At 74.0% G+C, this 22,541-nt stretch carries 6 protein-coding genes and 1 pseudogene; all 7 read right to left on the minus strand.

The annotated features are described in order from the left end of the window. Positions 1–17 precede the first annotated feature (17 nt). Positions 18–14,588 (minus strand): toxin glutamine deamidase domain-containing protein, encoded by a 14,571-nt coding sequence (locus SNE206_RS33255; protein ID WP_407917267.1) that lies wholly within the window; start codon positions 14,586–14,588, stop codon positions 18–20. Between the two features lie 4 nt (positions 14,589–14,592). After that, positions 14,593–15,369 (minus strand): WXG100 family type VII secretion target, encoded by a 777-nt coding sequence (locus tag SNE206_RS33260; RefSeq protein WP_407917268.1) that lies wholly within the window; start codon positions 15,367–15,369, stop codon positions 14,593–14,595. Positions 15,370–15,407: 38 nt separating this feature from the next. Continuing rightward, positions 15,408–17,648: a hypothetical protein gene (locus tag SNE206_RS33265; protein ID WP_407917269.1), complete on the minus strand. Its 2,241-nt coding sequence runs from the start codon at positions 17,646–17,648 to the stop codon at positions 15,408–15,410. A 95-nt stretch (positions 17,649–17,743) separates the two neighbouring features. After that, positions 17,744–18,652, minus strand: coding sequence for a hypothetical protein (locus SNE206_RS33270; protein WP_407917270.1), 909 nt, complete (start codon positions 18,650–18,652; stop codon positions 17,744–17,746). 342 nt (positions 18,653–18,994) lie between these two features. After that, positions 18,995–21,124 (minus strand): WD40 repeat domain-containing protein, encoded by a 2,130-nt coding sequence (locus SNE206_RS33275; protein ID WP_407917271.1) that lies wholly within the window; start codon positions 21,122–21,124, stop codon positions 18,995–18,997. A 45-nt stretch (positions 21,125–21,169) separates the two neighbouring features. Beyond that, positions 21,170–21,739 carry a GNAT family N-acetyltransferase gene (locus SNE206_RS33280; protein WP_407917272.1) on the minus strand — a complete coding sequence of 190 codons (570 nt, stop codon included), beginning with the start codon at positions 21,737–21,739 and terminating at the stop codon, positions 21,170–21,172. 321 nt (positions 21,740–22,060) lie between these two features. Further along, positions 22,061–22,426, minus strand: a pseudogene (locus SNE206_RS33285) (SulP family inorganic anion transporter); the annotation flags it as partial. Positions 22,427–22,541 lie beyond the last annotated feature (115 nt).

The following is a 22,541-nucleotide window of genomic DNA, read 5'->3' on the forward strand; positions in this document are numbered from 1 at the left end:
GTTCCGTTCCAGCCGGGTCAGTCGGACACCTCCGGGGTGCCGGCCAGGCCCGCGACGAACGCGCCCGACGCGGCGATGCGGGCCGCGGCGGCGTCCCGTGACGGTCCGTCGGCCTGCGGGGCTTCGGCCTGCGGAGCCCCGGTCTGCGGCTCGTCCGGGTCCGGTGACGGCGGCTCCTGCGCGGGCGTGCGGTGGCGCAGCGTCAGTTCGCGGCTGCGGTCGGCGCGGGCGGTGACCCGGTAGTCCCAGTCCTGGCCGATCCCGGGGGCACCGGCCAGCCGGACGGTGACCTCGCGGGGCGAGGTGCCCGGCTTCAAGTAGGTGGTCTGCTCGATCTTCCGGATCTGTTCCGCCGGGTCGCCGCCGTCCAGTATGTGCTCCTGGCGCAGCGGTAGTTCGGCGCCCTCGCCGGTGACGGTGAGGTGGAGCCGTCCGCCGGTCGGCACCCCGCCCGCGAGCAGCGGCCGGACGGCGTCGGCGGCGGTGGCCATCGCGGCGGTGACCAGTCCGTTGGCCGGGCCGTGGTCGGTCCAGGTCTCGCGGTGGACGTCGTACGGCGGGTGCGCGGGCCAGCCGTCCTGCGCGCCGGTGATCAGGTCGTCGAGGGTGAACGGCCCTTCGGCGGTCCGCTGTCCGACGTAGTCGATCGCCTTGCGCGCCTCGGCGGCCGGCAGCGGGGTTCCTTCGGGGGTGCCGAGCAGGTCGCCGAGCAGGGTGGCGGCGGCCTCGGAGGTGCCGCCGGCCATCTCGACCAGCCGGTGGGTGGCCCGGACACGGGCCAGTCCGGCTTCGGTGCCGATGGTGAACTCCCCTCCGTAGACGGCCCGTCCGAGCCGGACGGTACCCGTCAGCCGGGCGCTTTCGGCAGGGGTGGCGGCGGCGTGGTCGAACGGCCGGCCGCTGCCGTCCAGTGCCCCGTGCACCTCGTCGAGGATGCGGGCGTCCGCGTCGAAGCGCAGTTCGCCGGAGCGGCGGTCGCCGGTGAAGGCGAGGTGGTGGTCGTCGGGCACCTGGGTACCGGTGGTCTCCGAGAGCGGGAGGTCGACGGTGAAGGGAACGATGCCCTTCTCGGCGACCGGGGTGCGGTTCCCGTCGAAGAACCTCACCTCGACCTCGGCGTGGCCGGTGTAGCGCGCCATCGGGGCGGCGATCTTGCCGTTGGAGACCGTCTGGCCGGAGTCGCCGTGGCTGCCGCCCTGGCGCCACAGGCGCTGGGCCCCGCCGGTGAGCGCCGGGCTGTGGGTGACGTCGCCGGTGATCTTCGCGCCGATCTGGCCCTGGGCGCCCGCGTTCCGCGCCGACAGGTCGGCGTGCACGGTCCCGGCGGAGGTCGTGTTGGCCGGGCTGAGCTCCACCGCGCTGTCGGTGTCCCGGTGTTCGAGGGAGACGACCTTCACGCCGACCTCGACGCCCTTGCCGCCGCCCAGCGACACCCGCCCGGTCGGGACGGTCGCCGCCACCTCCGCGCCCTGGGTCGCGGCGCCGAACAGCGCGGAGAGGTGGCTGTGCTTGGTGACGGTCCCGACCGTGGGCGCCATGGTCTCCCAGGCGGACCTGCCGAAGTACTCCTCCCCGCGCAGCCGCACCAGGTCCTGGACGCCGCCGACGTCGCCGAGGAAGCGCAGCACGTCGGTGTCGCGCAGCCCGGTGTTCCAGACCCGTTCCGGCGGGACGGGGACGCCGACCGTCTCGGGCGCCTTCACCGGGACGGTCCTCGGCGGCTCGCCGCCGGTGGACCTCGACGGCAGCGGCACGGTCTCGCCCGTCTCGACGATGGTCTCGAAGCCGACGGTCGCCGTCCGCCGCTGGTGGACGGAGGCGCCGATCCACGGCCGCCGGGTGATGGTGAACTGCAGCTCGGCCTCGCCCCGGTAGGCGCTGCCGGGCAGCTTGGCCTTGGTGGCCATACCGGCGGAGGTGCTGCTGTTGCGCACGTCCACGTGGTCCTGTCCGCGGCCGCCGGTGCCGATCAGGCCGGCCGTCACCGAGACCGGCGCGCCCGGCACGGGCGCGGCACCCACCACCCCGAGCACGCCCTGGTGGCCGGTGCCGGTGCCGGAGGTGTCGGCGAACGACCGCTGCACGTCGGTGCCGGTGTTGAACTCGGTGGTGCCCGTGTCGCCGAGGTGCTCCATCCCGTCGCGGAGCACGGCGCCGACCCGGACGGTGGTCTGCCCGTGCCGCACGACGATCTCGTCCCCGGCGGTCATGCCCTTCAGCCGGGACTGCAGCCGGTCGGGGGTGAGTTCCGCGTCCAGCTTGCGGCTGATGCCTTCCCAGTCGCTCGCGAACGGGTTGCGCTCCGACCGCTGCTTCCCGCCCCGCCGTCCGGCCGACCGGCGGGGCTTCCAGCCGGACTCCACCTGGGCCCGGATCGACTCGCCCATCGTCCGCCGGGGGCCGCTCGTGCCGCCCGTGCCGTCGGTGGCGTGCGGCAGGACGTGGACGTCGGTGACGATCGCCGACGAGTCCAGCCGCCGCCGTCCTGCCACGAAGCCCCCGGGCTGCTTCTCGGTGGTCCGCTCGACCGGCCCGGACACCGGGACGGCGTCGCGTGTCGGGACAGCCACCCGGGCGACCGTGTCGACCTGCTGGGTGACCGTGCCGTCCGACACGCCCAGTCGGGTGAACTTCACCGTGACGTCGTACGCCGCCCCGACGTCGAAGAACACGGCCGGTTCGACGTGCTTGCCCCGGTTCGAGGCCGATCCGACGGTCTCCACCCCGCGGCCGTAACTGCGGTCCACCCGGTACGCGTGGCCGCCCAGGACGTCCACCCCCGGGGCCTTCACCTTGAACTGCCCGCCGCCGGCCTTGCGCCGGCGCATGTCCCGCAGGTTGCCCTGGCCGCTCGACGTGCGGGTGCCGGACTCGAACTCGTACTTGTCCGTCTTCGAGTGGTAGGTGGCGTCCGCCAGCCGGGCCGTGACGGTGACCTCGGCCTTCCAGGTGGCGCCGGAGACCGTCTCGGTGATGTTCCCGCCACGGGTGAGCTGGGAGAGCTTGGCCTTCAGCGCGATCCGGTCGAAGGCCGCGTCGAGCCGCTGCTGCACCTTCTCCGAGGGCTCGCCGTGCTTCGCGCGGACGGCGTCCTCCACCGTCGTGCGCACCTTGTCGGCGCCCTTCAGGGTGTGCACCACGTAGGACGCGTTCAGCTCGTGCTGCTCGCTCATCCGGCGCGGTGCGGTGTGGGTCGCGGTCGGCTCGTTCTTCGCAGCGTCGCGGCGGGGCGCGGGCGGGGTGTCCGGCCCCTGCCGGGGAGTCTCCCCGGTACTGCGGCGGCCCTCCTCGTCGAGCCGGTCGAGTTCGATGGCGTCGCGACGGTCCGCGACCGGCCCGTCCCCGCGGCCGGGCGTGGTGCTCCCGGAGGGTTCCCCGGCCGGCGGTTTGAAGGCGATCGTGCCGTCCTCGCCGCGCGCCGCCCGGACCTTGACGGTCTCCCGGGCGTCCATGCCCACCTCGACCCGGACCGGTGCCGAGACGACCGGGTGCGCCCCGGCCGCCTCGCCGGGCCGGCCGAAGTGGATGTCCACGGCCAGGGCGGCACCGTAGATGACCTGCGGGGCGCCGTACTTGCCGTTGGCGTACACCCGGTCGGCCTGCCGGCCCTGCCCGCCCGCGCGTTCGCGCTGCTGGACGGCCCCGGTGGCGAGCAGGTCCCCGCCGGGGGTGCCCTTGGCGACGGTACCGCCGAGCTGGCCGTTGCCGAGGTCGGTGCGCGCCAGCAGCCCGCGGTCCACGGTGAACGCGCTGGTCTCGTTCACCGTGTTGAGCTCGGCCTTGCCGTCCTCCCTGCGGTACGTCATGCCCTCGACCCGGGCCACGGCCCTGATCACCAGGTCCTCCTTACCGGGGACCTTCACCTCCAGCGCCTCGCCGCGGGTCATCCCGGTCAACCGGGACGCCAGGTTCGGCTGGCTGAACCCCCGCATCACCTGGTCGCGGACGGCGTCCCAGTCGTCGCCGAACCGCTTGCGCCCCTCGGCGTCGACCGCGGCGCGCAGCCCGACGGTGCTCTCCACGTCCCGGACCACCACGGTCTCGTCCAGGCCGCCGCGGTCGTTGCCGCCGTGCCAGACCGACTCCGGCGGGGCGGCGACCTCGTGCGACGGCTCCGGCTCCGGCTCCGGCTCCGGCGATGGCGGCTCCGAATCCGACTTCGGCGGGGTGGTGCCGGTGTCCTCCGTTCCCGCCTTCCCGGCCTCGGGACCGGTGTCCGCCCGATCGACGAGCAGGCGGACGTCCGCCGAACCCGCCTCGTGCGTGTCCGCCTTGCCGTTGAACGCCACCTCGAAGCGCACGGCGCCGCCGTAGACGACGCCCGGCACCTTCGACTTGCTGGTCAGCTGGGACACCCGGCTGTCGCCGACGATCTCGACCCGGTCCCGGCCGAGCCGCTCGGCCCCGCCCACGCCGATCAGGGCGGCACCCGGCCTCAGCAGGCCCGCCGCACCGAGCTGGCCCGCGTGGCCGCTGGTCGTCGCCGAGCTGCGCACCTGCTGGACGGCGGTGCCGATGTTGAACTCGGTCTCCTCGGTGGAACCGGTCTGCCGCAGGTCACCGACCCGCGCACCGATCTCGACCGTACCGATCCGGCGGCCGCGGCCATCGGTCAGCACCACAGCGACCGGTTCGCCCGCCGTCATGCTCTTCAGGTTCTGCTGCAACCGGCCGAAGTCGACCTCGGCGAGGACCTTCTCCCGCATCGCGGGCCAGTCCTTGCCGAACTCCCGCTTCGCCGCCTGCTCGACGTGGTCCAGCAGCGCCTCCACCGGCCTCCGGTCCGTGGACCCGCCGCGCGGCACCAGGTCCAGCACGATCTCCTGCCCGCCGACCCGGCCGTCCAGCAGCCGCTGCGGGGGCGTCCGCTGCTCGCCGTCCGCCGTGGCCTCGGCCCGCACCGGGACGGCGACGGTCATCCCGAGGTCCACCGTGTCGGTCCGCCCGCCCGAGGCGGTGCGCACCGGGGTGTCGTCGTGCCGCAGGCTGCCGAAGTCCAGCTCCAGCCGCATCGTCGACTCGAACACGTTCGCGAGTTCGGACGTCTTCGACCGCGCGACCATCCCGCCGAAGTCCATGTTCACCTCGCCGTGGCCGCGGTCGTGGAAGTACCCGACCAGTTCGGCAGGCTCCGTCATACCGACCGTCTGCCGGGTCTGGAGCCCGACGTTGAACTGCCACTGCGCGTCCCGGTTGGTGCCGGTCGCCACCATCCGGTCCGAGCCGTTCTCGAACTCGATCTTCTCCGTGCCCCGGTGCTCCGTCCCGGTGACCCGGCCGCTCAGCTTGACGCTGCCGCTCCAGCCGTTGCCCTCGAACGGAACCGTCCAGGTCTCACCTCGGGAGAGCGCACCGATCATCGGCCGCAACGTCGCCGGCCCGAAGTGCGCATCGGCGAACGCCCGGGCCGCCGCCCGGTCCCCCGGTACCGCCCGCGCGAGAACATCGATCACCTTCTTCCGGACAGCCACCTCGTTCCCGGTCAGCCCGACCACCAGGTCGGTCCCCGCGATCGGTCGCGGCCCGGTGGCGGTGCTCTGCTGCACCGGCTCCGGCTCCGGCCTCGGCTCCGGCTGCTGTTCCGGCTCCTGGGCCTTCGGCTGCTGCTCGGGCTCAACAGCCGGGGGCTTCGGCTGCTCCTCCGGCTCGGCGGCCTTCTCCGACCGACCCTCCGACTCCGGTTCCTGCTTCGAACCCTGCGGCAGCTCGGCGTCCGGGGTCTTCGGCTGCTCCGGCGCCACGTACGACGGCTTCTGCTCGGCGTCGGGCGTCGCCTGCGGCTTCTCGCCCGGGACGGGCTCCTGCTTCGCGGCCTCCCGGTTCACCGCCGGCGGGCGGGTCTCCGCGGCGGGCGGCACCGGCCGACTGCCGTCGTAGTGGTTGCCCTGGTGGTACACCGTCACCTGCCGCCCGTCCGCCGGGCCGAGGACGGCCCGGGGGATGCCGTCGTGGCCGACCACGCGGAGGCTGAGGCCCAGTGCGTGGGCGGCCGCGGCCGGAAGCATCTCGCCCTCGTCGGTCAGCCAGCGACCCTCCCAGTTCCGGACGGTGCGCAGCAGGGCTTCGCGTTCGCGGGCGGACGGGGGCGGGGTGTTCTCGGTGAGGTGATCGCTGACAATCCGCCGCACGTCGGCGGGAGGCATCCCCGCGAGCGCCTGCCGGGTGTCGGAGGGGAGGTAACCGAGCAGGTCGTCGGTGCTCAGCGCGCCTCGGGCGATGAGGTTGTTGCGGTAGTTGGAGACGACCTCGGTCGGCCACTGCTCCGGGGGCAGCGTGCTGAAGTGGTTCTCGACGGCGGCCCGGAGCCGTTGGACCGTGCTGCCGTTCCCCGCCGGTTCGGGCATGCCGACGGCGATCGAGTGGAGCAGGCAGAGGCCGTCCGCCGCCACCTGCACCCGCGGGCCGACCGGCGGGAACTCCCTTTCGGTGACCGTCTGTTCGGCCTTCGGAGCGGACGGGGTGAGCGGTTCGGACGTATCCTTCCGCTCGGCGTCCTTCCGCTCGGGGGAGGGTGTCCGCTCCTGGCGGACCGGCCCCAGCCGGGTGCCGAGTTCGGACGGGGCCGAGGCCGCCCGGGGGCGGTTCGTTCCCCCGCCGACGGGGTTCTCACCGCTGACGGCCTTGGCGGGCAGCGGGGCGGAGCCGTCGCCCTCCGGCCCGGCCGGCCGGTCCCCGTTCGGGGGCGTCTGCTTCGGCGTCCCGGCGTTCGGGGCCTGGGCCTGGGCCGAGTCCAGGTCCGAGGCGGTGGGGTGCGGCGTGCCGAAACTGTCGATGTCCATCAGGTCAGGCTGGGGGGCGGAGCTGCCGAAGGTGCTGTAGCGCTCCATGAACTGCGGGTCGTGCGGCCCCGAGATGGTGTTCTCGTGCGGGCCGGCGACGGAGGCCCAGACCGTCCAGTCGGGGTGGAAGTTGTCGGGCACCGCCCCGTTGGCGGGGGTGACCTTGCGGTCGGTCAGGTCGGCCCAGCGCAGCGTGCCGTCACGGTCGTGGACGAGGGCGACGGCGTGACCGTTGCCGTGCGGGCCGGCACCGAGCACGGTGGCGAAGCTGCCGGGCCCACCGGTCCGCACCTGGTCCATCAACTTCTGTACGGCGTCCGGACCCTGGCCGAACAGGGCCGGCCCGTCGTGGCGCTTCCACAACGTGTTGCCGGGGATCGGTTCGACGGTGCCCTTCACGGTCTGGCCGGAGACCCGGGGACGTCCGAAGTGGGTGTCCCGGTACGCCTCGACGTTCTCCAGGCATGCCTTCAGATCGTCGCCGGGCCGGAAGCCCCCATCGGTCTGCAGCGGCGCCCGGTGCGGATTGACCTTCTGCAGAAGCGAGTTGCTCATCGGCGGGTGCATCCTGGGCGCACCGCCGAGGTAGTCGACCAGTTCACCGGTCAACGGGTGCTGCGGGCCGACCTGCTGGTAGCCGCGGTCCTCCATCACTGCGGAGCTGTTCTCGTACGCGGGGGTGCGCTGCCGCTTGACGTCGGGCTCCCCGTGGGACTCCTCGTCGTCGTCCTCGCGTCCGCGCTTGCGGCTGCTGTCGGCGCTCTCCCGCATCACGGTGTCGCCGTCCCGGTCGACGGACCGCTGCTCGACCGGCGGAGTGGGCTGCTGCTCGGCGACGGGGTCGTGCGGCGGCGTGTCGAGATCCATCGGCTCGCCGGCACGCTCCGCAACCGGCGGAGTGGGCTGCCGCTCGGCGACGGGGTCGTGCGGCGGCGTGTCGAGATCCATCGGCTCGCCGGCACGCTCCGCAACCGGCGAGGTGGCGCCGTGCCCGTTCGGTACGGGGCCGGGCTCGGTGGCGGTGGCGGTGGCGGTGGGCGACTGCTCGGTCGGACGCGGAGAGACGCTGCCGAAGCCGCGACTGCCGGTGCCGGTGCCGGTGCCGGTGGAGACCGGCGGCGGGGGCGGCGGGGCCTGGTCGTCGAGGTCCAGGTCGGCCAGGCGCCGGCGGACGGAGGGCCCGGGATTGGCCTCGGAGTCGCTGTCGGTGTCCTCCTCGCGGCGACGCTTGCGGTCGGGCCGTCCGGTGTCGCCCGTCCCGTCGTTCATCTGCACGTCCCCGTCCGGGGTGTGCGTGGCCGGCGGGGCGGCACCGTCGTGCCGACCGGAGTTCGGCCGGCCGGCGTCGGCCATCACCACGTCCTGGTCGGACGAGGGCTGCGGTACCACCCGGTCGGGCTGGTACAGGCCCTCCGTGCCGAGCCGACCGAGCCGGTCGTCGGACAACTCGGTGCCGTCGGCCCGTGCCGAGAAGTCGCCGGACGAGGAGACCGGCAGCCGGTCGAACCCGGGCGCCGGGACGTCGAAGTCGTTGGCGATGGTGACCGCGCTTGCGCTGGCGTCCTTCTTCTTCCGGCCGGCGTCCATGTCCTCCTGGGTCTTGGGGGCCATGATGTCGCGCAGCTCCGGCGGCACCAGGCCGTTCGCCTCCAGGCCGCGCACCGCCTGGAGCAGGTCTGCGGTGTGCGGCGCGTACAGCGCCTCGGGCGGGAGCTGCTCGTGGGCGACGGCGGTCAGCAGCTCGGGGTCGCGGATGACGTGCGGGTCCAGGAAGTTCTGGATCCACTTGTTGACCAGCTCGTCGCCGAACCGCAGGTTGGACGCGCTGTTGGACAGCGTGACGGTCATCTCGGTGATCAGTGCGGGCAGTTCGTCGGGGCTGGCGGTCAGCGCCCGGTCGAAGATGCCGGCGGGGTGGTTCCCGCCTGCCCCGGCGCGCGCGAACGCGCCGCCGTACTGCCGGCCGACCGTCTCCAGGTCGGCCACCGCCCAGGCGACCCGCCCCGCGTCGGCCGGGCTGTGGTCGGCCAGACTCTCCTGGTACACCTGCGTCACCCGGTCGCGCGTCGCGGTGGCGACGGCCACGTCCTGCGGGGCGGCGGCCAGCTTGTCCTGAGCCTTCTCCAGCGCCTCGCGGGCCGATTTGACCTTCTTCGCAGCCTCCCGCTCCGCATTCACGTCCGCCTTGTCGCCGGAGGCATCGGCCTTCTTCTTGGCCGCCGCGTGCACGTCGATCGCCCCGTCGAGCTTCTTCTGCGCCTTGGACAGTTTCTTCCGACTGTCATCCAGGTCACGTTCGGCCTTCGCCAGTTCGGCATCCGCAGTCTTGTCGTCCCGGTGGGGCGCCTTGATCGGATCGGCCACCTCGGCGAGCCGCCGTTTGACCTCTTCCTGCCACAACTGGTCGCGTTCCTGAGGCAGTTCTTCGGCGAGTCGGCCCAGCCGGTCCCCGGTGACCAGGTCCGGACGGGAGCGCAGGTCGCCGGCGAGCGCGCGCAGCTTGGCCGGGTCCTGCCCGGCCGCGTCGTAGCGAGCCGCCAGGTCGTCCAAGCGGCCGGCCAGTTGCTTGCGGCCGGTCTCGGTACGCGGGCCGCCGTTCGCCTCGGCGGTGTGCAGCGCGGCGGCCGTGTCGTCCAGCAGGCGCGGGCCGGTGACGCCGTTGACCAGCGCCAGGTCCTCCAGCGCCTGTTCCTTGACCTTCTGGTGCACCTGCTCGACCGCCTCGCGCACCTCGTCGAGCTGGCCGGTGGTCGGGCTGTCGGGGTGCACCGCGTCGGCCTTCCGCGCCAGTTCGTCGAGCTGCCTGCGGGCGGGCAGGTCGAGGCCGTTGCGGCCGAGTTCGCGTTCGAGGGTTGCCCGGGCGTCGGCAGCGGCGCGGTGGCTGTCGATACCGGTGGTGTCGAACGCGCTCGGCAACCGGTCGTTGCCGTACACGGCCTTCAGGTCGACGGTGCCGATGGTGGCGGTCAGGTCGCGGCGCACCAGCGCCGCCTCCTCCGGGCCGTTCGCGGCGAGTCGGCGCTCGGCCGCGTCGCCGGCCTTGTCGTACACGCGGTGCCGGTCGGGCGTCATCGCGGTGACGAAGTCTCCGAACGCGTCCGTGGCGGCCGGGCGGTCCTCCGGGTCGAGCGAGCGGGCCTTGAACACGGCCGCCGTCACGTACTTGTGCACCATGTAGTCGGCGATCACGTGGTTGCGGTTGGTCATGGCCTCGGCCAGCATGACCCCTTTCTTCTCGTCCATCCGCTCGATGACCTTCTCGGCGTGCGGCTGCTGCGCCATCACGCCGTGGTCGGAGTAGCCGAACGCCTTGCGGTAGCCGTCCTCGAACTTCTTCCAGGCTTCCTTGGTGGACGGGGTGGGCACGCCGTCCGTGCGAGCCGAGCCGGTCGGTGCCGGGGCCGGCTTCGCCGCCGCCGCCTTCTTCGCCTCCTGCGCCGCTTTCAGGTCCTTCGCACGCTGCTCACGGGCGGTCTCCAGCTCGGTCTTGCGGCGCTCCAGGTCCTTGATCCGGTCCTGGTGGACCTTGGAGGGGGCCTTGGCCTCCTGCTGGTTCCGCCTGGCCTGCTTGAGCAGCTCCTCGTTGCGGGTCGCCTCGGCCTTGATCCGCTCGATGCTCTCCCCCAGGACCCGGGCCTCGGCCTCCTGCCGCGCCCTGGTGCGGGCGGCCAGTTCGGCCCCCCTCAGCTCGCCCTTCAACCGCTCGTGCTCGAAGATCGCCATCCGGTCGCGCTGGTCCTCGATGCGCTTCTGGACAGCCTCCAACTGCGCCTTCTGGTGGGTGAGTTCCTCCGCCCGCTCGGGCCGCGTGGCACTGTCGGCCAGTTCGCGGTCCACGGCCTGCATCCGCTCACCCACCCGGTCGAGCACCTTGGGCAACTCGTCCGCGTTGCGCGAGAGCAGGTCCACGTGCCGGAGTTTCTCGTACCGGTACTGGTCCCGGATCGCATTGGTGTCAGCGGGCAGCAAGGCATCCCGGCCGTAGTTCTCCAGTTCCGACCGGAGATCCTTGAACTCCTTCGAGCCGTCGAGGAAGCCTTCGATGGTGTCGAAGACCTTGCCCTCGTTGACCCTGAACGTGTGCTTGTCGTCATCTGGTTTCGCCTGGCCCGAACCGCTGCTGTGCTGACCGTTGCTCTGTGGCGGGGGCGGGGGCGGCAGGTCCTCGGTGCGCGTGGCGCCGCGCTGCGGCTGGTAATCGGCGGGCGGCTGGTGGTCGGGCTGCTGGTGGTCGGGCTGCTGGTGCCCGGGCTGCTCCCGGTGGCCGTCGTTGCCCTCGACGTGGTCCGTGAACTCGCGGAGCCCCGCGTACATCTCGTTCTCGGCGGCGGTGGCGCGCACCGGGTTGGCCTGGCCCTGGTGCGACGGGTCCGGGCCGTACAGCTTCTCCAGCAGCGGCAGCAGTTCGGGCTCGTTCCGCCGCACCCAGTCCGCGCCGTTGTTGCGCGGCTCGCCGGTGAACGGATCGGTGCCGTGGTTGGTGCCCAGGTAGGCGTTGGTGAGCTGGGCGAAGTACTCCTGCTCGTCGCGGGAGGAGTAGTTCCTCTCGCCGTTGGCACCGGTCGCCGGGCCGTCCGGCCACTTCGTGTCCGGGTCGGCCTGCTTCTTGGCGAAGGTGTCCTTGATCAGCGACCGGTCGTGCGGGTCCAGGCCGAACCGGTGCACGGTGTGGCTGAACTCGTGGGTGGTGGTGGAGTACCCGTCCTGGTGGTGACCGCCGTTCCCGATCGAGGTGTCCTCGCCGAGCAGGTTCTCCTCGGTGACCGCCGAGTGCCGCCCGCCCGATCCGCGCATGTCGTCGTAGCCTCGGCCGTCGCCCGCCTCGCTGTGGTTGTGCAAGCCCCGCAGGCCGCGCAGCTCCGGGACGTCGGTCATCCGGACGTCCTTCGGGACGATCACCACGTCCGCGCCGTTCTTCAGCAACCGTGCGGTGGTGTCCGGGTCCTGGAGCATCCGGGCGACCCGCTGCTGCGCCTCATGCCGCGCCGACGCGGCCCGTTCCGCCCGCGGGTCGACGTGCACGATCAGCTCGGCCGCCGTCCGCGCGAACTCGTGCGGGGGCAGGCCGTTCTTCAACGCGTCCACGGTCTGCGGGTCACGTGCCAGCCGACGCCGGCTCTCCGGCGTCAGGTTGGCGATCTCCTGCGCCCGCTCGTGCGGCGACATGCCCGCCAGGTCCTGCCGCAGCCGCGCCACGTCCGTCGGCAGGGTCGTCTCCGGCCGCGGGTGCCCCGAAGGCTGCCCGGCGGGCGGTTCCTCGCCCCTGGCCGGGCTCGTGTCCACTGCGGACCGTGCCGTCGGCGGGAGTCCGCCGCCGGGCCCCTGCTCGGACGCCCGCCCGGCCCCCGGGCGGATCGTGCCGCCCTGCACCGGGCCGCCCACCGGACGTCCATCGCCCTGCCGGGGCGGCGTGGACGGGGGCGTGGACGGGGGCGTGGACGGGGACGCCGGCGGGGATGCCGTCCGGTGGCTGGGCGCACCGCCCACCGGCCCGGACCCGAAGCCGCCCGCCATCGGAACCCCGGCTGTCTGGTTCGCCGGGTTCTGCCCGGTGTTCGAAGACGCTCCGGCCCCCGCGAGACCGTCCGGAAGCACCTGCCCGGGCACCGGCTCCGACCCCGAGGTCCGGGTGGTCCCCGGCCCCGCCACCAGCCGCGTCCCACCGTCGAGGTGGGTGTCCCCGCTCCCCACCGGACGTCCGCCCCCGCCGAGCGCACCCGAGAGGTTCGGCACCCCGGACACCGCAGACCGCTCCGCCGCCCCCTCGTGCCCCACCGCAGCAGCGGCGGACTGCTCGGCAACCCGCGCACTCTCCCGCTGCTCGACCGGCGCGGCAGCCTCGTGCGACGGCACAGCGGCGTGTTCCGAACGCGGCGCGCCCGACTCGTGTGAATCCTGCCCCGGCGTCGGGGTCGGCGTCGGCTCCTGACGCGAGGTCGACTCGGTCACCGGTACGGCCGAATCCTGGTGCGGCACGGCCGTCTCGTGCGGCTGGGCTGCGGACTCCTGATGCGGCACGGCAGACTCGTGCACCTGCGCAGCAACGTGCTCCGCAGACGGCACGGCGGTCACCTGCGGCTGCACAGCAACAGGCTCCACACGCGGCGTCGCCGTCTCGTGCACCTGCGCAGCAACGTGCTCCGCAGACGGCACAGCAGTCACATGCGGCTGGGCTGCGGACTCCTGATGCGGCACGGCAGACTCATGCACCTGCGCAGCAACGTGCTCCGCAGACGGCGCGGCGGTCACGTGCGGCTGCACAGCAACAGGCTCCACGCGCGGCGCCGCCGTCTCGTGCACCTGCGCAGCGACATGCTCCGCAGACGGCGTGGCCGTCACGTGCGGCTGCACAGCAACAGGCTCCACGCGCGGCGCCGCCGTCTCGTGCACCTGCGCAGCAACGTGCTCCGCAGGCGGCACCGAACGCACCATCGCCGGCTCGGTCTCGCTCCTCGGTGCGGCCATCCGCATGTCGGTGTTGGGCGCGATGGTGTCCTGGGTCCGCGTGCCCGCCTGCTCGTGAACAGCCGGAGCGGCCGTCTCGTGCGTGGTGGTCCCAGCCGTGGCCCCGGCCGTGGCCCCGGCCGTGGTCCCGGCCGTGGTCCCGGTGCTGCGGCCGGAGCCGAACGGCGTCAGGCCGTTCACCTTCGACTCGCCCGCGCCCGTTGCGGAGGCGTGCCCGACGGACGAGCCCGCGCCTGCACCCGCGTCCGCAGTCGAGCCCGCAGTCGAGCCCGCTCCGAGCGCGGATCCCGTGCCGCTGCCGCTGCCACTACCGCTGCCGCCGGAGGCCGTCCCGGACGGGCCGTGGTAGGTGCTGTCGCCGGAGGAGGTGGCGGATTTGGTGAACGTGGGCGGGCCGTCGTGTCCGGCGGTGCCGGGGAGGTCGAGCTTGGGGGCTTCGGCCGACTTGGGGGCGTTCATGTGGCCCTTGATCGCGGAGGCGCCGGCGTGCAGGCCCGCGCCCGCGCCGCCGGACAGGCCGGAGCCGAGCAGGGAGCCGCTGTCGACGGTGCCGGTGGTGATCAGCTGGGTCGAGACGTCCGCGCCGACGCCGATCGCCGCGCCCGTGGCCATCTTGCCGGCGGTCGAGTTGAGCGCGTTCTCCGCGCCGATCTTCTTGCCGGCCGCACCGATGCCCTTGCCGATCAGGTGCGCCGAGGCGCCGCCGACCGCGCCGCCGAGCGCGTTCTGGCCGACCTCCGACATGTCGATGCTCTTGCGGTGGCCCTCGGCCAACTCGATGCCCTGGGCGAGGAGGTTGATGGCCGCCATCTGGGCGGCCTGCTTGGCCGCCATCTCGACCATTTCCTTCAGCAGCTGCTTCAGCAGCTGCGAGACGACCACACGGCTGGCCGCGATCATCACCGGCACCTGGAGCAGCGAAGCGCCCGCGGTGAACGGGGCCTCGGCCTCGGCGGTGGCCAACTCGAAAGCCAGGATGCCGAGTTGAGCGATGATCTGGATCTTCGCGGTCTCCGCGGAGTTGGCCATCTGCTCCAGCATGTCGCCCATGCCGTTGAGCGAGTTGATCGCTCCGGGCAGGTAGCCGGGGTCCTCCTGGGTGCCCTTGCCGACCGTGTACTTCTCCCAGTACTTGCCCAACGCCTCGGCGGCGGTGCCCTTCTGGCCGTCCAGGGCGCGCTTGAGCGTCGAATCGGCGCTCTGCGCGGCGTCCTTGAGGCCCTCGGCCGCCCTGCGGCAGTGGTCGGCCATGTGGCGGAGCTGGTCCTCGTCGGCCTCGGGCCAGCGGGTTCCGGCCAGCAGCAGCAGGACCCACTGGAGCGGCTCCGGGAGTTCGACAGCCATCGGGTCAGTGCCTTCCGCTCTGGGTCATCCCCGGGGTGATCGGGAGGTGGAGGGGACTGGGCGGGATCGACGGTGCGACGGGCATCGGCGCGGTGCTCTCGATGCCGCCGAGTTCGGAGACGACGTCCTCGTCCGCGTTCCGGTAGCTGTCGGCCATCATCTTCAGGCCGTCAGCGATCATCTTCAGATTCCCGGGCAGGTCCTTGATGACCTTCATGCTGTCGTGGCTGAACTGCAGGTATCCCTTCTCGCCCTCGGCGAACTTCTTGCCCGACTCGTCGTTGCCCCAGGGGTTCTGGGCCTCCAGCGAGGGCAGGAAGGCGTTCAGCGACCGGTAGATCGAGGCGACCTGCTCGGAGGCCGCGAGCATCGGCGACACCGCCGCCCGGTACTGCGCGGGATCCACCTGGAAACCCGTCCCGGCGCCTCCCGAGCCCCCGTTCCCGGACGCCGTGGTCCGCGAGGCCGCCGTCCGGGCCTGCGGTTCGCTCAGCCCCATCGGCCGCAGCCGCGCCTGCTCCGGTTCCGCCGCCTGCTCGAACGGCTGCAACGGCTGCACCGGGAGGCCCATCCGCTCCCGCGGCAGCAACGGTTGCGCCGGCACCGCCCACTGCATCGGCTCCAGCGGTTCCAGCCGCTCCAGCGGAACGTTCTCCGGGACGGCCGTGCCGATCAGGCGCTGGGCGGGCTCGGCGGGTTCCGCGACCATACGGTGGGCGGCGAGGACGGGTTCGGTACGCGCGTCGACCTCGACGTACGGGGCCTGCTCGTCGTTGCTCATGGGTTCCTTCGTCAATGCGGGCGGCGGCTGCCGTGCGGTCAGTCCGCTGCGGGCGCGGCCAGGCGGGAGAGGGCGGCGCGCAGGAACGGGCTGGGCACCTGGTAGCCGCCCTCCTCGCGGAGCGGGGTTCGCTGCGGGGCAGCAGCTCCAGCGGCTCCGGCACCGGCACCGGCGGTCGACGCCCCGGAAGCCGCCGACGCCGCAGGTGCGGCCTCGGGCGCGTCGGGGTGGCCGCGTCGGACGGCAGCGCTGCGGGCGCGTTCCAGGTAGGCGTCGTCGTTCCCGCCGCGGGGCGTCTCCGTCGGAGCGGTGGCGGCGGTGACGGGGGCCGCAGCGGTCGCGGCGGTGTCCTGGCGTGCCGTCAGGTCGGGGGCGGCCTCGCCCCTCGGGGAGGTCTCGGTTCCCGCGCCGCCGGTTCCGGTCGCGTCGGCGGCAGTTGCCCCGCCGGCGAGCAGAACGCCCGCGAGCTGGTTCAGGACCTCGCTCTCGTTCGCGGGTGCGGCCGCGGTGGCCGCCTGTTCGGCCATGGGCGTGGCGAAGGTGCCATCGGCACGGGCGTCGTCGAGCCAGCGACGGCGGGCCCGGTGCCAGTGGCGGTCGCGCGGGCCGACGTCGGTGGCCTGGCCGAGGATGCCCGAGTCGCCGTACAGCTCCTCGTCCTCCTCGCCTCCGAACCGGGTGGGGCTGACGAAGCGGTTGCCGTGCTTGCCGTCCTTCCCGCCTCCACCGCGGCCCACGCCGCCCATGCCGCCCGCGCCGGGCATGTGGCCACCGGCGGCCGCGCCGGTGGCACCGCTCCGGCCAGTCGTGCCGCCGGTCCCTGAGGTGCCCGCGCCGGCCCGGCCGACCCCGGCCCCGGCCCCGGACATGCCGTTCGCGGAGCCCGCCCCGGCGCCACCGGCCCGGCCTGCCAGTGCGCTGCCGCCCGCACTGCCGCCCGTGCCGGTGCCGCGTCCGGACGCGGCACCGAGACCGAACGGGCTGCTGCCCGTCCTGCCGAACGGGGTGAGCCCGGCGCGGCCGGTGCTCGAACCGGAGCCGCCGAAGGATCCCAGGGTGTTCCCGAGGGCACTGCCGATGTTCCCGGGAACGCTGCCGCCGAGACCGCCGGTACCGCCGCCGGTACCGAGGCCCAGGCCGAGGCTGCTGCTCGGGGTGTAGCCGGTGGTTGCCGTCCCACCGGTGCCGAGGTCTCCGAGGCCTGCCAGGCCGAGCGAGCCGCCGGAGCCGGTGGAGAGCGGCGTGAACACGGGCGCGCCGCCTCCGTCGGAGCCCGAACCGGAGCCGAAGCTGGGCATGTTGGGGGTCAGCGGTGTGAAGGGGGCCAGGCCGGAACCGCCACCGGACCCGCCCGAGCCGCCGCCACCCGTGTACCCGCCGGCCCCGCCGAACGACCCGGCCCCGCCCACTGACCCGGCCCCGTCGAACGACCCGGCCCCGCCCACCGGTCCGAGCCCGCCGAACGCCGCGGTCCTGTCGAACGACCCGGCGCCGCCCACGCCGCCACCGGCCGTGCCCGGCAGCGAGAAGGCTGACGGGTCGCCGGAACCGGCGAACGCGCCGCCGGGGAGACTGCCGGCCGTGCCCGGCGCGAACGATCCGCCGGGCAGCGTCGCGCCGACCCGGTCGCTCATCACGCCGATGCCGCTGCCCGCACCGCCTGCCCCGCCCGCGCCATCGATCCCTCCGGTGCCCGAACTTCCGCTCGCGGTCGTCCCGTTGAGGGTGCAGGTCTGGCCCATGCCAGTCATGTCGGCGATGTGGTCGGCGCTCTGCCGGAGCGTGGTGTCCACGTGGCCGCCGACCTGCCCGATGTACCGGTGGTACACGGCGGCGGCCTCCTTGACACCCTCGGACTGCGCGATGTCGTCGTGCTTCCCGGCCGGGTGGGCCTCCATGTACTCCTTGGCGTACTGGAGTTCGCGGATCATCTCGTTCTTGGCGTCGCTCACCGCCCGCGAGGCGCCCTGCAGCGAGGTGGCGATGGTGTGCCCCGACTGCAGGGTGGTGGCGACGTGCGAACCTTCCCCGCCGGCGAACTTCTGGAGGTACTGGTGGAAGCTGTCGGCGGCGGGCCCGGACATGCTCGTCATGGCCCGCTGGGCGGCCTCGACGATCGCCACGACGTGACTGTCGGCCACCTGGTTCCACTTGTCCCAGGCGGCGGCGAGGTCGGCGAGCAGCTCCTCGTCGCCGTCGGGGAAGGTGATGTCGGCGCCGTTCTCGTTGCTCTGGACGGTCTTGAGCACCTCGGCGAGGTCGGCAGGCAGCTCGATCATGGCAGCGGGTCTCCGGAGGGGTGCGGTCGAGGTCGAAGGGGGCCCTGCAGCGGGGCGGCCGGCTCGGCGGGGAACGGGTCACCCGCCCGGCGGCGTCAGACGGCCGGCCCCTGCGGGGTCCAGAGGCCCGGCCCCATGAAGACCGGCGGCGGCGGGGTGTTGTAGTCCAGCGTGGGCGCGTCCACGGCCTGGTAGCCGTTGTCCGGGTCGAGGTCGCCGAGCCCTTCGAGGGGCGGCGGCGAGGCCGGAGCCTCCATCGGACGCCCGTGCCGCTGCTCCGTGTACTGCGGCGTGACCGGCGTCTCGGGGTACCGCTCGGCCGTGTACTGCGGCGTGACCGGCGTCTCGGGGTACCGCTCGTCCGTGTACCTCGGCATGAACGACGCCGGCTGGCGGGTGCCGGACTCCATCTGCCTCGGCGTGACCGGCGTCTCGGGGTACCGCTCGTCCGTGTACCGCGGCGTGACCGGCGTCTCGGGGTACCGCTCGTCCGTGTACCTCGGCATGAACGAGGCCGGCTTGAGGGGGTTGAGCGCTATGTGCTCCGGTGTGGGCGTGGCCGTTCCGGTGGAGCTGAGCCCCACGTGCTGCTGCCCGGCTGTCACCGTTCCGGTGGGGACGAAGCCCGCACCGGCCAGGTGCGGGCCGGTCGGCAGGGTGCCGGTGTCGGTGATCCCGCCGAGCGCGGTGGCCTGTTGGCCGTCGTTGGCGCGGTGCCTGGCGGCCATGGTCCGGAGGTTCTCCCCGACCGCGGTGGCGTTCTGGATCAGCACGCGGATGCCCGCGAGGACCTGCTCCTGGTGCTGGGCGAGGCCGCCGACGGAGGAGCTGCCGCCCTGAAGTGCCTTGCCGACCAGGTCGGTTCCGTAGACGGACTCCTGGACCTGTTTGACCCTGGCCTCCAACCGGTTGGCCGGGCCCTTCAGTTCGTCCAGCAGCCCGAGGATCTTCTTCGCCGCCGACTCGACCTCGCCGAGGTCGATCCACACCGTCTCGTCCGCCACCTGCACATCCTCCGAACTCCACCGCCCCCGGTCGGCACGCACCCGCACCGACGGCCCGCGCCGGGCATGCCGGGGTACCGGGCCGAAGCGGCCCGGACATGACCGCGCCATGCCCGCACCGGCCCATTTCGAGAGCATCCTAACTCGCCCGTGGGAGCGCTCCCAGCCGAGCTGGCGTGCCGGGGTGACGATGCGCCACCCCGGCAGGAGCCTCGCAGGACATCAAGTCGCGACAAGAACCGGAAAGCATGCATCAGGTAAATTCACGGCATGAACCCGCAGGGGTAAAGGACGGAAGCGTCCGGTCCGGGTCGACCGTGAATGTTCTGCGGACGATCCGCGTCAGAGCGTGACCGCCCCGGTCGGAGTGACGATCCGCAGGCCCGCCTCGTCGAGGTCGATGGCCAGCGGGGTGCCGTCCAGGGCGGCCTCGTTGAGCAGGGACGCGCTGGAGAGGTGCCACAGCCGCAGGGTGCCGGCGGCGTCCCCCGCCGCGAGCAGCGCCTCGCCGTCGAACTCGCGGCCGACCACGGCGCGGACGGCCGCGCCGCCGCCGGCCAACTCGGCGGTGCGGCTGCCGTCCTGGACGTCCCAGACCAGGACGGTGCCGTCGCCCGCGCCCGCGATCACCACGGGGCGACCGCCGATCTCGGCGAACGACAGCACCTCGGCGGCGTGCGGGAGTCCGGTGCAGACCGGCCCGGCTGCGCCGCTGACGGCGTGCCACAGGCGCACCGCCAGGTCCTCGCCGGCGGTGGCCAGGATCGGCTGGCCGCCCGCCACCGTGGCGGACAGCGCGGTGAACGGGCCGCGGCCGGTCGCGAAGCGGCGGCTGTCGGCGCCGGTGGCGGCGTCCCGGACGGCGATCACGCCGTCCCGTCCGGCGGAGGCCAGCAGCGGCCGCTCGCCGGGGGTGAAGGCGATCCCGGCGACCGGCCCGGCGTGCGGGACGGGCAGCGGGTGCGCGGTGCCGTCGGCGAGGCGGTGGCTGCGGACGGCACCGGCGGCGGTGCCGCAGAGCAGCAGGTCGGCGGTGAGGTCGAGGGTGTGGACGGGCCCGCCCTCGCCCGGCAGGTCGAGGAGTTGGCCGCCGGTCGGGGCGTCCCAGACGGCGACGGCGCCGTCGCCGAACCCGGCGGCGAGCACCGGGCGGCCGTGCAGGGTTCCGGCGGCCAGTGCGGTGAGCGGGCTGCCGGGGCGGCCGGCGGGCACGGCGGCGGGCGCGGGCCTGCCGGTGGCGGCCTGCCAGACGGTGATCCGGCCGGTTTCGTCGCCGGTGTAGAGCACGTCCTCGACGGCGGCGAGGGCGGTGAGCCACTCGCCGGCCGGCCAGCCGTGCAGCGGGCGGCCGTCGTACACGTCCCAGGTGCGGACGGTGCCGTCGAGCGCGCAGGAGGCGAGCACGGGGCGGCCCGCGAGGGTGGTGAAGGCGAGGCCGGTCACGGTGCCGGTGTGGCCGTCGAGTTCGGCGACCGACCGGCCGGTGGCGAGGTCCCACAGGCGGATCCGGTGGTCCTGGCCGGCGGAGGCGAGGACGGCCTGGTTCTCGACGGTGAGCACGGCCAGCGCCTGCACCTCGCCGCGATGGCCGACCAGCAGGTGCAGCTGCTCGCCGGTGCCCGCGTCCCAGACCCGGACGGTGCCGTCGGGGGACGCCGCGGCGAGCAGATCGACGCCCGCGCAGTGCGCGGCGCGCAGTGCGGTGGCGCCGTGGCCGCCGGTGGGCAGGGTGCCCAGCACCCGGCCGTCGTCGGCGCGGACGGCCCGCAGGTCGCCGGACTGCCCGGCCGAGAACGCCACCGGGATGTCCCGGCAGACCAGCGCGGCGACGGCCTGGGCGCCCTCGCCGCCGGTGGTGCCGTGCGCGACCCGGCCGGTGGCGGCGTCCCAGACCTGGACCGAGCCGTCGGTGCTGCCGATGGCGAACAGCGAGCGGCCGTCGGCCTCGCCGAGCGCGACGGCGGTCGGGGCGAGTCCGGCGTCGGCGTCGGAGCCGCCGAGCGGGGCGGCGTCGTCGAGTGCGGTGAGGCCGAACGCGCCGTCGGCCTCGACCAGGGCGTACGCGGCCCGGCCGGCCACGGTGCCGACGGCGGCGGCGCTGCGGGCGCCGCCGGCGGCGGGCTCGGTGCGGGCGAGCGCGGCGGGCAGGGCGGCGGGGCCGCCGGGTTCGCCGAGGGCCTGGTCGAGCAGCGCGGCGAGCACGGCGGCCGAGGCCGGGACGGGCGCCGCGGTGCCGTCGGTCCACTGCTGGTCGGGGTGGCCGGGCCGGCCCCGAACGGTGAGCCGGCGCCCGGTGGCGGGGGTGTCGGCGGGGGCGGGGGCCGGGCCGGCCCCGGCGAGGGCGCGGCGCAGCAGCGCGGGGTCGATCCGCCCGGTCCGCTCGCGGTCGGCGCGGGTGGCGTGGAAGGTGCCGTCGGCGGTGATCAGCAGTTCGCCGCGGTGGCCGTCTTCCAGCCGTATGCTTCCTGACATGTCGTCACTCCTGTTTTGGTGCAGGGACGTTGGAATCCTCTTGGGTCAGCAGAGGTCTTCCGGTACGAGTGTCGCGTGCACGGCGTCGTGCAGCCGGTGGGTACGGGAGCTGCGGAACAGCGCGGGGCGGTAGCCGGCCCGGCGGAAGCCGATCGCGGCGCCTGTGAGCTGGCTGGGCATGTTGTCGGCGGCGGCGTAGGCGTCGATCCGGCGCAGGCCGATCCGTTCGAAGCCGAAGCGGCAGACCAGCCGCAGGGCCGCTTTGGCGGTGCGCAGCCGGCGGTGTTCGGGCAGCAGCCAGACGGCGACCTCGGCGCACTCCTGCTCCGGGTCGAGGTTGACCAGCTCGGCCCACCCGACGGGCTCGCCCGCGTCCGCGGCTTCGACGGTGAAGTACGCGGCGCGGCCGGTCTCCCACAGCATCGGCGGGATCTCGGCCAGCCACTGTTCGGCGGCGGCGGTGTCCCGGTGCGGGACGACGGCTTGCAGGAACTCGCGTACCAGCGGGTCGTGGGTGCCACGGTGCACGAGGGCCGCGTCGGTGGGGCGCGGTCTGCGCAGCACCAGCCCGTCGGCCGCCATCGGCTCGTCCCGCACTCCGGCGAGCGCCAGCATCGCTTCCCCTGTCCGCCTGCTCGGACCGCCCTCCCCGGACCGCCGGGCGTACCCTCCCCCGCCGCTCGTCCGTCCGTCAAGTCAACCACGGGTGTCGGGCGTTCGTGCACGTCAGCGGGACGCCGGTGGAACGTGGGCGGGGCCGCGCAGACTCCGTCGCGGGGTTCGCCGCTCCACGTCCGCCGCCCACCAGGCCCACTCGTTCGCGCACTCCTCGCGGTGCGGCGGTGCTCTCCGTGCTCGCGTCGGCGGCGGTGGCGGGCGTCGGCGCCGGGAGAGGCCTGGAGCAAGGAGAGGCCCGGAGGAATCGGGCGTTCATGAGCCGATCGTTCTTGACCATGCGCCGGCCGGCGTAGCTCTTCTTGCCGGATGCCGGCCGGCGGCCCGACCGCGGTGGCGGTCATCAGCGCCATCGTCGACCCGGGCCCCACCGACAGCAGCCGGGACGACCCGACGAAGGCGTGCACGGCCGGCGCCGGGAGGATCGCCCGGAGCCCCGCGACCGGAGGCAGGCCCGCGACACCGATCAGAGGCCGTGACCTACGGCACGAGGTACACCGCGGCGGTGCCGCCGGCCGACAGGTCACCGCGCAGCCAGGCACGCCGGTACCCCCTGAGCACGGTGAGCCCGGGAAGGGAGGAAACGGCGGGGCGCCGTCCGCCACTGCGCGGATCAGGCTCGGGCACGGGGTCTCCTTCCGTCCGCCCGGCTCATGATGCGCCGGGCGGCGAGCTTTTGCTGGACGAAGCGCCGCCCGGCACGTCCGCACGGGACGGACGCCGCTGCCGAACCCAGCCCGTA

The organism is Kitasatospora sp. NE20-6, assembly GCF_045862635.1.